This window comes from Teredinibacter haidensis (assembly GCF_014211975.1).
Taxonomy (GTDB): domain Bacteria; phylum Pseudomonadota; class Gammaproteobacteria; order Pseudomonadales; family Cellvibrionaceae; genus Teredinibacter; species Teredinibacter haidensis.
In genome coordinates, this window is sequence record NZ_CP060084.1 from 275,224 (window position 1) to 287,703 (window position 12,480).

Annotated in this window: 8 protein-coding genes; 6 read left to right on the forward strand and 2 right to left on the reverse strand. The window is 47.2% G+C overall.

Annotation, left to right across the window (positions count from 1 at the left end):
* The first annotated feature begins 5 nt into the window (after nucleotides 1-5).
* From H5715_RS01135 to H5715_RS01145, 3 genes are all read left to right on the forward strand, one after another.
* Nucleotides 6-2,456: a glycogen/starch/alpha-glucan phosphorylase gene (locus H5715_RS01135; protein WP_075185974.1), complete on the forward strand. Its 2,451-nt coding sequence runs from the start codon at nucleotides 6-8 to the stop codon at nucleotides 2,454-2,456.
* A 90-nt stretch (nucleotides 2,457-2,546) separates the two neighbouring features.
* Complete coding sequence (gene glgC, locus H5715_RS01140) at nucleotides 2,547-3,818, forward strand: glucose-1-phosphate adenylyltransferase (RefSeq protein WP_075185973.1); 1,272 nt, start codon at nucleotides 2,547-2,549, stop codon at nucleotides 3,816-3,818.
* Between the two features lie 24 nt (nucleotides 3,819-3,842).
* Nucleotides 3,843-5,396, forward strand: a complete 1,554-nt coding sequence (locus H5715_RS01145) for a glycogen synthase (protein ID WP_246434645.1) — start codon at nucleotides 3,843-3,845, stop codon at nucleotides 5,394-5,396.
* A 155-nt stretch (nucleotides 5,397-5,551) separates the two neighbouring features.
* Here the strand turns inward: H5715_RS01145 and uvrA are convergent, their stop codons facing one another.
* Both uvrA and H5715_RS01155 read right to left on the reverse strand, forming a co-directional pair.
* Nucleotides 5,552-8,380: an excinuclease ABC subunit UvrA gene (uvrA, locus tag H5715_RS01150; protein ID WP_075185972.1), complete on the reverse strand. Its 2,829-nt coding sequence runs from the start codon at nucleotides 8,378-8,380 to the stop codon at nucleotides 5,552-5,554.
* A 140-nt stretch (nucleotides 8,381-8,520) separates the two neighbouring features.
* Complete coding sequence (locus H5715_RS01155; protein WP_075185971.1) at nucleotides 8,521-9,183, reverse strand: LuxR C-terminal-related transcriptional regulator; 663 nt, start codon at nucleotides 9,181-9,183, stop codon at nucleotides 8,521-8,523.
* 434 nt (nucleotides 9,184-9,617) lie between these two features.
* Here H5715_RS01155 and H5715_RS01160 point away from each other — a divergent pair, with 434 nt between their 5' ends.
* The 3 genes from H5715_RS01160 (at nucleotide 9,618) to H5715_RS01170 (ending at nucleotide 12,420) form a co-directional block, all read left to right on the forward strand.
* Complete coding sequence (locus H5715_RS01160; protein ID WP_246434647.1) at nucleotides 9,618-10,892, forward strand: MFS transporter; 1,275 nt, start codon at nucleotides 9,618-9,620, stop codon at nucleotides 10,890-10,892.
* Nucleotides 10,893-10,977: 85 nt separating this feature from the next.
* On the forward strand, nucleotides 10,978-11,496 hold the full coding sequence (gene ssb / locus H5715_RS01165) for a single-stranded DNA-binding protein (protein ID WP_075185970.1): 519 nt from the start codon (nucleotides 10,978-10,980) through the stop codon (nucleotides 11,494-11,496).
* Between the two features lie 45 nt (nucleotides 11,497-11,541).
* Nucleotides 11,542-12,420, forward strand: a complete 879-nt coding sequence (locus H5715_RS01170) for a sugar nucleotide-binding protein (RefSeq protein ID WP_075185969.1) — start codon at nucleotides 11,542-11,544, stop codon at nucleotides 12,418-12,420.
* Nucleotides 12,421-12,480 lie beyond the last annotated feature (60 nt).

A 12,480-nucleotide genomic window follows, 5' to 3' on the forward strand; every position in this document is an offset into this window, starting at 1 on the left:
GTGTTATGGACAAAAAATTGTTGGCACCTGTTCTCAGCAATGACCATGAACAGGTTGCTGCAGATTTACATCGTCATTTCAATTTTACATTAGGTCGTTTCGATACAGATGATATTAGCGGTTATATGATGACTGCTCTTGCCCTCACCGTTCGAGATCGTCTTATGGAACGCTGGCGTATTACAAAAGCGCACGAGCAGGGCGGAGAGCGCTTACGCAAGGTTTACTACTTGTCTCTGGAGTTTCTTCTTGGCCGGAGCTTGGGCAACGCCATCTTGAACCTTAATATGCAGGATTCCATTCGCCAGGCGTTGAGCGAATTTAGCGCGGTTCTGGAAGATATTGAAATGGAGGAAAAAGATGCTGGCCTAGGCAATGGTGGATTAGGGCGATTAGCAGCCTGTTTTATGGATAGCTGCGCAACACTAGCACTACCGGTCATTGGCTACGGTATTCGCTACGAATACGGCATGTTTCAGCAAAGCTTTCATGAGGGGCGTCAGGTAGAGCAACCCGATCACTGGTTGATTGCGGGAAATCCCTGGGAAATCGAACGCACAGGGCATACGCGCCGAGTAAAGTTTTATGGCTACTCAGATTACTATCATAACGATGCAGGTAAGATGTGTGTGCGTTGGTCGAATACGCAGGATGTACTCGCAGTGCCCTATGATATGCCAATCCCTGGTTATAAAAACGATAAGGTCAACACTCTGAGGCTGTGGAAGGCAACAGCAACAGACGAATTTAATTTGCAGGAATTTAACGAGGGTGATTACGCCGACGCCGTTGCCCAAAAAAATCTTGCAGAGCAAATTACAATGGTGCTCTATCCGAATGACTCCAGCGAAAATGGAAAAGAATTACGTTTGCGTCAGCAGTACTTTCTCGCGTCAGCAAGTTTGCAGGATGTTATTGCAGACTGGGTTCTGGAGAATGGCGAAAATTTCGAAGATTTTGCTAAATACAACTGCTTCCAGTTAAACGATACTCATCCAACTCTTGCTGTTGCCGAACTGATGCGCCTGTTGATGGATGACCATGGATTGACATGGGATGAGTCCTGGAAAATCACAACAAACACCATGGCCTATACCAACCACACATTACTGCCGGAGGCGTTGGAGCGTTGGTCAGTAAAGTTACTTAGGGAGTTGTTGCCACGCCTATTGGATATTATTTACGAAATCAATGCGCGCTTTTTGGCCGTGGTGGCTCATCGCTGGCCCGGTGATGTATCCCGCCAGCAGCGAATGTCGATCATAGAAGAGGGCGGCGAGCCGCAGGTGCGCATGGCCTATATGGCCATTGTCGGAAGTTTTTCTGTTAATGGTGTTGCTGCGTTGCATTCACACTTATTAACGACCGGCTTATTTAAAGATTTCTATGAATTGTGGCCAGAAAAATTTAACAATAAAACCAACGGTGTTACCCCTAGACGTTGGTTAGCCCACTGCAACCGCGGGCTGGGTGATCTATTTACTGAATCCATTGGCCCGGGCTGGAAAACCAATCTTTCAGAATTGGAAAATATTCGCCCCCTTGCTAATGATGCTGAGTTTCGTAAACGTTGGCAGGAGGTTAAGCGACAAAATAAAGAGCGATTACTTAATCGCGTAAGTGATAAGTGTAATGTCGGATTTAGTTTGGACAGTATCTTTGATGTTCAGGTTAAACGTATTCACGAATATAAGCGCCAATTGCTTAATATTTTACATGTTATTCATTTGTATGATCGAATAACGCGTGGTGATGGCGAAGGTATTGTGCCGCGTTCGGTACTGCTTGGGGGCAAGGCTGCTCCTGGCTACGCGCTGGCGAAACTGATCATAAAGTTGGCTAACAATGTTGCGCAGGTAGTGAATTCTGATAGCAGTGTCAGCCCTTACGTTAAATTGGCTTTTTTACCTAATTACCGCGTTAAATCTATGGAGATTATTTGTCCCGGAACAGACTTGTCCGAGCAAATATCTACGGCAGGGAAGGAAGCCTCCGGTACCGGTAATATGAAATTTATGATGAACGGTGCTCTAACGATAGGGACTTATGATGGTGCGAATATTGAAATATTGGATGCAGTGGGAAGTGAACATTTCTTTCTGTTTGGTTTGCGAGTTGAGGATGTAGCAGAATATCGTCTGCATAACAATCCAAATGAAATTATCGAACAAGATGAAGATTTAAAACGCGTTATGCGCTTGATTGAATGCGGTCATTTCAGTATGTTTGAGCCAGGGATTTTTGAGCCCATCATTCAATCTATTCGCAATCCAATGGATCCTTGGATGGTAGCTGCAGACTTCCGCAGTTATGTGGATTCTCAAAAACTTGCTGCTGAAGTGTATAAGGATCAAGATCGCTGGTTGAAATCCAGCATTTTAAATACGTCCGCAAGTGGTTATTTTTCAAGCGACCGTACGATTCAGGATTACGCCAGGGATATTTGGAAACTATAAGAATGAAAGGCTGCCGGTAGTGAGTCTCTTTTAATGATGGTAGCCTCTTAGAGCTACCGCATTTTGAATCTGTATAACAGGAGGACGCTAATGCTAGATCCGAACTCTCGCTACGTGAGTCGATTAACACGCGATACTATGGCACTTGTTTTGGCTGGTGGCCGGGGCAGTCGTTTACATGAACTAACAGATTGGCGAGCTAAGCCGGCACTGCATTTCGGGGGGAAATTTCGAATTATCGATTTCCCCTTATCGAATTGCGTCAATTCAGGCATTCGAAAAATTGGTGTGCTTACCCAATATAAGGCTCACTCGTTGATTCGTCACCTAGTACGTGGCTGGAGCCACTTTAAAAAGGAGTTGGGAGAATATGTTGAAATCCTTCCCGCTTCACAGCGCTACTCCCCCAACTGGTATCAGGGAACTGCCGATGCAATTTATCAAAACCTGGATATCATTATGGCCGAGGCTCCGAAGTATGTGATGGTGCTCTCGGGTGACCACGTGTACCAAATGGACTATGGTTCCATGCTGGCATATCACGTTGAAAAGGGTGCAGATCTTACGGTTTCCTGTATTGAAGTGCCTATCGAAGAGGCCGCCGGTGCCTTTGGTGTGATGACCGTAAACAAAGACAATAAAATTATACGCTTCGATGAAAAGCCTAAACATCCAACAGAGCTGGAGGACGAGCCGGGGATGACATTGGCATCTATGGGCAATTATATTTTTAATACCGAGTTTTTGTTTGAACAGTTGCGACAGGATGCGGAAGACCCTGAATCCGATCACGATTTCGGCAACAATATTATCCCCAAAATTATTAATACCAGTAATGTTCGAGCTTTTCGCTTTCGCGATCACGAAACGAATGTTGCTTCCTACTGGCGAGATGTGGGTACACTCGACGCTTTCTGGCAGGCCAATATGGAGCTAGTATCACCTTCGCCTGCACTTAATTTATATAACCACGATTGGCCTATCTGGACCTATCAAACGCATTTGCCTCCTGCTAAATTTGTGTTTAACGATGATGATCGACGAGGTCATGCCGTTGATTCTATGGTGTCTGGGGGGTGCGTTATCTCTGGGGGAAAAGTGGATAGATCGCTACTGTTTTCCGATGTACATGTTCACTCGTTTACGAATATTGAAGAGTCTGTGGTTCTGCCTGAAGTTGAAATACATCGCAACGCAAAAATTAAGAAAGCTATTATTGACACTGCCTGTGTTATTCCTGAAGGCATGGTGATCGGTCACGATCATGAACATGATACTGCCCGGGGTTTTCGTGTCAGTAAAAATGGCGTTGTTCTGGTAACTCGTGAAATGCTCGGACAGCAAATTTTAGGCCCAGGTTAATTTAACTGTTAGAAAAATAATAGAATGAGTGATCGCAAACGTATTTTAATGGTAGCAGCCGAGAATGATTCCCTTCCTGGTGTAAAAGTCGGTGGAGTAGCAGATGTTATTCGCGATTTACCCCCGGCACTGGTAGCGCTCGATCTAACCGTCGATGTTGTTGTGCCGTCATATGGTTTTCTGGCTCGCTTACCTGAGCAAGATAATATAGCAGAGATTGAGGTTGCCTTTTCTGGAAGCATTCACCGTGTGAACCTGTTTCGACAGCAGCGAACTAACGGTGGTGCAGTAAATTATATTTTGCACCATCCGGCGTTTGCTCCACAGGGTGAAGCGGTTTATTGCAACGACGCCGAACATCCTTTTGCAACCGATGCGACTAAATTTTCTTTCTTTTGCGCCTCAGTAGCCAGAGCGTTGATTGAAGGTCATTTGCCGTGGCCAAATATTTTGCATTGTCATGATTGGCATACGGCTTTTTTATTGATTTTAATTAGGTTTTCACCTGCCTTTTCACGTTTGCAGAGTATTAATACCGTCTACACCATTCATAATCTGGCAATGCAGGGGGTTCGACCTTTTAAAGGTGATGATTCAGCATTTGAAAACTGGTACCCGGATATGCATTACGACGGCCAGGCCATTTGCGATCTTGCAAATCCGCATTGTGTAAATCCCATGCGTGCCGCCATCAATCTTGCAGATAAAGTTCATACCGTTTCCCCAGCCTATGCCGAGGAAATTCTGCAACCCAGTAATACATTGAATGGTATTTATGGTGGGGAAGGTTTGGAAAATGATCTTTATCGGCGTTATCTGCAGGGGAGCTTGATTGGTATTATCAACGGATGTGAGTACCCCAAGAACGCGCGTTATGCCTCACCGGCCAAGAAAAAAGTGATCGCCACAGCGCAGGAAGATTTGATTGCCTGGGCTAGTCACAAAGCGGAATTAGGTGGCGCACATTTCGTGGCAGATAAGCGTTTGCATCACTGGTCGCAGAAAAAATCTAGAGGATTTGTTGTAACATCTGTTGGGCGTATTACAGAGCAGAAAGCGAAATTGCTATCCACTTTTGTTAGCAATGGAAAAACAGCACTGGAAACAATGTTGGATAAGCTGGATGACAAAGACCAATTTATATTGCTGGGTAGTGGAGATAAAAATTACGAAGATTTTCTATTGCGTGTCAGTGGGAAGTACACTAACTTTGTTTTTCTGAATGGCTACTCACATGAGTTATCTCTAAATCTCTATCGTTACGGTGACTTGTTTTTAATGCCCAGTTCTTTTGAACCCTGTGGCATTAGCCAAATGCTGGCCATGCGCGCTGGTCAACCCTGCCTTGTTAATATGGTGGGCGGGTTAAAGGATACCGTTACCCACAATCAAACTGGGTTCTGTTTTTCTGGTGATTCAGCAGGGCAGCAGGCGCAAGCCATGGTAGAAGAGTTTGTACGGTTACGTAATTTATTCGAACAAGAGCCTGATCAGTGGAAGAAAATTTCGCAGGCGGCAAGTGAGGTGCGTTTTACCTGGCAGAAAAGTGCAGAAACGTATATTTCAGCACTTTATTAGTTGCTTGGTTATAAAGCGGTTTTTTGTTGACTAGATAAACTCCAAATATGTTCTGGTCTCCTGGCTTTTCCAATATTAAGGCATCTTTTGCAGAAATGCGTATAAGCGGTGATGGAAAATGCCTGGAGACCCGAAAGGGCGAGTCCGGATTTTGATCAGGGGTTTCCTAGCATGGTCTTTAAAAAAAATCCCGTGTGAGATTTCTTGCTACGGGCGACTTTTTCCGGAGTTCCTTCCGCGACTATCTGCCCGCCGCCGCTACCACCTTCTGGCCCTAAATCCACAATCCAGTCTGCGGTTTTAATGACATCCAGATTGTGTTCGATAACGACAATTGTATTCCCGTGGTCGCGCAAGCGGTGCAATACGTTTAGCAGTTGTTGAATATCGTGAAAATGTAGACCCGTCGTGGGTTCATCAAGAATATAGAGTGTTTTCCCTGTATCACGTTTGGATAGCTCTCGGCTGAGTTTTACGCGTTGCGCTTCTCCTCCGGACAGGGTTGTTGCCGCCTGCCCTAAGCGAATATAGGAAAGCCCCACATCTATAAGGGTTTGAAGTTTTTTTGCGATAGAGGGTATCGCATCGAAAAACTCGCGGGCATCTTCAACGGTCATCTCTAAGCATTCATGGATGCTTTTGCCCTTGTATTTGATTTCCAGTGTTTCGCGATTGTATCGTTTGCCTTTACACACGTCGCAAGGAACGTATACATCGGGTAAAAAGTGCATTTCCACTTTAACAACACCGTCACCTTGGCAAGCTTCGCAACGTCCGCCCTTTACATTAAAGCTAAAACGACCCGGTTTGTATCCTCTGGAGCGAGCTTCCTGGGTGCCGGAAAATATATCGCGAATGGGTGTGAAAATTCCCGTGTAGGTCGCAGGGTTTGAGCGTGGCGTTCTACCGATGGGGCTTTGGTCAATATCGACACATTTATCCAATAGATCCAGACCTTCAACCGCTTCGTATTTTGCTGCCGTCAGTGTTGTGGCACCATTTAAGGCGGTGGCTGCTAAAGGGTAAAGGGTTGCGTTTATCAGCGTAGATTTTCCCGAACCGGAAACCCCTGTTATGCACGTCATTAATCCAATTGGAATTTGAAGATTAACATTCTTCAGATTGTTGCCACAGGCACCCGTCAGTAACAATTGTTTTTCCGGTTCGGCTTTATGTCGAACTGTGGGAATTTCAATTTTTTTACGGCCAGATAAATAGTCTGCCGTAGTGGATGTTTTAGATTTGATAAATTGTTTGTATGTACCTGAGGCAACTACTTCTCCGCCGTGAACGCCCGCTCCCGGTCCGATATCCACAATATAATCGGCGGTGCGAATAGCGTCTTCATCATGCTCTACCACAATAACGGTATTACCTAAATCTCTTAGATGAGTGAGCGTGCGCAATAGCCGGTCATTGTCGCGCTGATGTAAACCGATCGATGGTTCATCGAGTATATACATTACTCCCACCAGTCCTGCTCCAATCTGGCTGGCAAGGCGAATACGTTGTGCTTCTCCACCGGAAAGCGTTTCTGCGCTGCGGTTTAGGGAAAGATAGTTCAATCCTACATCCACTAAAAAGCGAAAGCGGTCGCGCAGTTCTTTTAGTATTTTGTCGGCAATTTCATGGCGCGCACCAGTAAACTCTAGTTGCTGAAAATAGTCGTAGGCTTCTCCAACGGGGAACTCGGTGATGTCTGGTAGGGTTTTATTGTCGATAAAGACATGGCGTGCATCTTTATTAAGACGAGTGCCTCCACAGTCTGGGCACTTCATAATGGACAAATACTTAGACAATTCATCACGCACAGAGTTTGAGTCGGTATCGCGGTAGCGTCGATCTAAGTTGGGGATCACTCCTTCAAAAGCATGGTTGCGATTGTAGGTGTCGCCACGATCGTTCACGTAGCTGAAATCGATTTGTTCGCCTTTTGAGCCGTACAAAATGATCTCCCGGTATTTTTTAGCCAACCGCTTCCAGGGTTTGTCTACATCGAAACCAAAGTGGGCGGCGAGGGACGTCAACATATGGAAATAGTACAGGTTACGCTTATCCCAACCGCGAATGGCGCCTTCAGAAAGTGAGGATTCCGGGTATTGAACCAATTTGTCTTCGGAAAAAAATTGTTTCACGCCCAAACCGTCGCAACCTGAACAGGCTCCAGCCGGGTTGTTGAAGGAGAACAGGCGGGGTTCCAATTCAGCAAGGGAGTAGTCGCAAACAGGGCAGGAGTGCTTGGCCGAAAAAACCATATCCGCTTTTTTGCCGTCCATATCGGCCACAATGGCGATGCCGTCGGAAAGGTTAATCGCGGTTTCGAACGATTCAGCTACACGAATTTGTATATCGTCGCGAATTTTAAAACGGTCAACAACAACTTCAATCGTGTGCTTTTTCCGTTTGTCCAGATCAGGTGTATCGTCTAGGTCGACCACCAGCCCGTCAATGCGCGCGCGAATGAAACCATCGCGGCGCAGGCTTTCAAAGATATGTAAATGCTCACCCTTGCGATCCCGAATAATGGGAGCCAGGAGCATTGTCTTGCTGCCTTCAGGTAGCGTTAAAACTTGATCCACCATCTCGGAAACGGTTTGTGCGGCTAGGGGTTCGTCGTGTTCGGGGCAGCGTGGCTCTCCGACCCGAGCGAAAAGCAGGCGCAGGTAATCGTAGATTTCCGTGATTGTCCCTACCGTAGAGCGAGGGTTGTGAGAAGTGGATTTTTGCTCGATTGATATGGCGGGGCTTAGGCCTTCAATGTGATCGACATCGGGCTTTTCCATCATCGACAGGAACTGGCGAGCATAGGTGGAAAGAGATTCCACATAGCGGCGCTGACCTTCGGCGTAAAGTGTATCGAATGCGAGGGATGATTTGCCAGAACCGGAAAGGCCTGTAATCACAATCAACTTATTGCGAGGCAGATCGATATCGATGTTTTTCAGGTTATGGGTGCGCGCACCACGTACGACGATAGTATCCACTGAATTTGAGTCCTAAAGGAAAGCGAACGCGAAATTATACGCGTTTAAGAGATGAATATTTACTTGCTTAAAGCAATAGGTAAGAAAAAACCCGGTTGGAAATCCGAACCGGGTTTTATATGTCGCTTTTTGTGGGGCGATTAGTTTTCCAGGTCGTCCATATCGCGAACCCAGTTGCTCGCTTCTAGGCGGTTACGTACACCGATTTTCTTGTAGACATTATATAAGTGGCTTTTTACAGTGTGTTCGCTCACCGAAAGAGCTTCGGAAATATCCGCATTGGTGGCGCCGTCTTTAATGAGTTTAAGAATTTGCTTTTCACGCTTGGTCAATTTGACATTAGGGCGCTTGATGTTCGAGGGGGCCTTCCTGTTTTTATCCAGGAATGTATGCAATAGCCGTCTTGGTACCCAGAAGTCACCTTCGAGAAGACTCTTTAAGCCGCGGATAAGTTGTTCTTGTTCTGAATCGACGTAGAAAAGGCCGGAAACACAAGGCCAATCCAAGAGAGTTTCTTGCGTACTCTCGTACTCAGCATTTAATAAAGCCGCGTTAACGTTTCCAAAGGAGTCTTGAATCTTGCGTACGTAATCGCTCAGGGTTTCAATATCTTGTCCGTTGCAATCGATAAGCAGCACGTTAGTTGTACTGGGAACCGTTTCCAGTTCTCGGTGAACGCTGCAGTCAAGAGCCAATTCCTCACCAATCAGCTTGGCCAGTAGCCCTGTTTGTAGGCTGCTGTTAGCCGAAAAGAGAACAATATGCTTAGCTTGTTCCGTGGTGTCTGATTCTAATATAGACACATGATTACCTGATTTGGTTATTCGTACATCCTTTGCTTTTAGGCTAAAGAGGTACGAGTTGATTTATTGTTGTTATCTTCCCTGGTTATGGGGAATCACGGGTCATTGTACCCCATATTTTCTGGTTGCAGTACCAAAAAGACTTATTATATTCGCGCCAAGGAGATAGAAAGTTCATTCTTAAGTGCTGGAATTGAGCACCATACTTGCCCGTAAATAGAGGCTTTGCTGGTGGTATGGTACGTCCTCGACGAGGTGCGGGTTTATACGGGCTGTAAAATATGAACTCGAAAAAGGGAAGCGGTGTTATGTCGCGGGGTTGGCTGTTAGAATCGCCGTTTTTTCGAGTTAGAGGAAGTTCCGCTTTGCATTCTCAGGTTAAAACAGTCGCCTCTTTGGCGTCTCTGTATGCATTTCGAATGTTAGGGCTCTTTATGGTCCTACCAGTGTTAATGCTTTACGGTGGTGAATACCTCGGTGCGTCACCCTTGCTCTTGGGCTTTGCTCTTGGCGTCTACGGTCTTACCCAGGCCCTGTTCCAGATACCGCTTGGATTGCTATCCGATATTTGGGGTCGCAAACCTGTGATTTTTCTCGGCCTTGTCGTTTTTGCTGTTGGGAGTCTGGTTGCGGCTCAGTCAACCAGTATAGAAGGCCTTATTGTCGGCCGGGCGCTACAGGGGAGCGGCGCGATCGCCAGTGCAATTATGGCGATGGTGGCAGATTTGACCTCGGAGGAAAATCGAACTCGGGCGATGGCGGCGATTGGTGCGTCTATTGGTTTGTCGTTTTCTGTTGCCATGATCTTGGGGCCAGGGGTTGCTGCATTCGCGGGCTTGAGTGGCGTATTTAGTTTGTCGTCGGTACTCGCGGTGGCGGGTATGCTTGTTCTGATTTTCGTTGTGCCAACGCCGCCCAGAGCTCCAGCGACGCATCGGGATACTGGGGCGATTCCCGCACTTATATTTGCCAGCGTTAAAAATACGGAGCTGTTACGCCTGAACTGGGGCATCTTTTCCCTGCATTTTGTCTTGATGACAGCCTTTATCGTGGTACCTCAAGTTTTGGAGCAGCGTTTTACTATTGGCCGCGAATCCCATTGGATGGTTTACCTGTTACTACTTGGAGTTGCGTTTGTGTTGATGCTGCCGTTAGTGGTGTTTGCCGAGCGTAAGCGCAGGGTAAAGTTGGTGTTTGTCGGCGCCGTTGCGATATTAGGGTTAAGTTTAGCTGTGCCGGGATTTTTTGTCGTGTCTAAAGAAGGATGGTTCCTATTGTTGCTGGTATTTTTTACCGCCTTTAATTTATTAGAGGCCAGCCTACCGTCGCTGGTAAGCAAGCTTGCTCCTGCAGGGGCAAAGGGTACAGCGATGGGGGTATATTCTACCAGCCAGTTCCTGGGGGCTTTTTTGGGCGGAGTAAGCGGTGGCTGGGTGCTGCAGTATGGCGGTGTGGAGCAGGTATACTGGCTGGGAACGGCAGTTGTTGCCCTCTGGTTTCTAATTGCTGTTACCATGCGCAGCCCTCGTTACCTCAGCAGCTTGAGTGTCAGTGTTCAGCGGGGTTTTCATGCGACGATGGATATTCTTGCTGTGCCTGGTGTAGAGGAGGCCCTGTTGGTTAGTGAGGATTCGCTTCTGTATCTGAAGGTGGATAAGCAGCAGTTTGATGAGGACGAGCTATACCGGGTTTTACGGCGGGAATGTTAGCTGGGTAGATTAGTTAAAGCTAAACACGCTAGAATTGTGGGCATATCAGTACATACATAATATTGAAATATTTAGGAGAACTATCGTGGCCAGTAGAGGCGTCAATAAAGTTATCCTGGTTGGAAATTGCGGCCAGGACCCAGAAACCAAATATATGCCGACTGGTGGTGCTGTCACCAATATCAGCGTTGCAACGTCCGAAACCTGGAAAGATAAGCAGACTGGTCAGCCGCAAGAGCGTACCGAGTGGCATCGCGTTGTGTTTTTTAACCGCCTAGCGGAGATTGCCGGCGAGTACCTACGCAAGGGTAGTAAGGTTTATGTTGAAGGGGCCCTGCGTACGCGCAAGTGGCAGGGGCAGGATGGACAAGACCGCTACACTACTGAAATTGTCGCTAACGAAATGCAAATGCTCGATACTCGTTCTGCAGGGGAAGGTCAGGCATCTGGCGGCGGTTATCAGCAGGCGCCCGCAGCTTCTCAGCCCCAACGAGTTCCAGCTCCGGCTTCAGCGCCGTCCCAATCGACCGCTCCAGCACAAAGCTCTCATGCGGCGGCGCCACCGCCGGCGATGGATAGTTTCGACGACGACATTCCGTTTTAAATGAATGCGAAGGGATCAACAACAATCTGCTGCTAGGGCCTACAGTTGAGCTACCGTATATTGGTGCGGCGAGCGGATACCGATCTCGCCAACATTTTCTTGGGGGTAATGGAAGATTACCCTTTTGTTTTGCTTACGCCTTCGTCCGAAGGCCTTGATTGGTCTGATCCTGCATCAGTGGAGGGCTATTTCAGCGAAAAGTCGCCGAGTTTGGCGATCCATTTCCCAGAGCTCTATGGGGAGGTGAGTGAGGACGATATTCGGGCAGCGGATAGCATGGGGAAGGCCTGTAAGGCGAAATCGATACCGCTTATTCAGTTGTCCTCATTTCGGGTTTTTGGCGACGATTATCTTGCCGATGGTATCCGCGAAGATGATATGCCGGCTCCGGAGAGCGACATTGGTCGGCAATTCCTGCGGATGGAGCAGGCAGCGTTGCAGTGCCCATCTACGATTGTTTTACGCTTACCCTGGGTGATGGATTTCGTTTCTGGAAGCTTGTTTGACAGGCTTCTTCCCAAACTTATGAGCGGTAATTTAGCCCCCGTTTCTGACCATCATCGCTTTAGTCTGGTATCTGCGGGCTTTGTTGTGCGTAGCTTAATTGCGCTGCTTCACCAGGTGTTTTCTGGTGCTGAAAACTGGGGAGTCTTCCATTTGCGGAGTTCTGACCAGTGCTCTGAGGCAGAGTTGGTCGATGCGGTTGTGCGTATGCTAAACAGTGAGGTTGGGCTGAAGGCGGCCATGCCGCAAGTGATTGGCGGTAAAGACGAAGGGCGTCTGTTGATGGGAAGTGCCAACCTGAATGGTCGTCGCTGTACGGATGACTTTGGCATACAGTTTCCGTCATGGCGACACGGCTTTAAGTCTTTGGTGCGACGCTGGTTGCACGATAAAAATATGATTGCGGAAGCTCCCCGCTAAAAACGCCGTTACCATGTGTGAAAAAAGCGCCGAACAGGCGCTTTTTTTTGCTCGGAAAAT

What these genes read in the sequence shown, in the direction of transcription:
- H5715_RS01135 (WP_075185974.1), top strand. Translation starts at nt 6, where the DNA reads ATGGACAAAAAATTGTTGGCACCTGTTCTCAGCAATGACCATGAACAG.
- glgC (WP_075185973.1), top strand. Translation starts at nt 2,547, where the DNA reads ATGCTAGATCCGAACTCTCGCTACGTGAGTCGATTAACACGCGATACT.
- H5715_RS01145 (WP_246434645.1), top strand. Translation starts at nt 3,843, where the DNA reads ATGAGTGATCGCAAACGTATTTTAATGGTAGCAGCCGAGAATGATTCC.
- H5715_RS01160 (WP_246434647.1), top strand. Translation starts at nt 9,618, where the DNA reads ATGGTCCTACCAGTGTTAATGCTTTACGGTGGTGAATACCTCGGTGCG.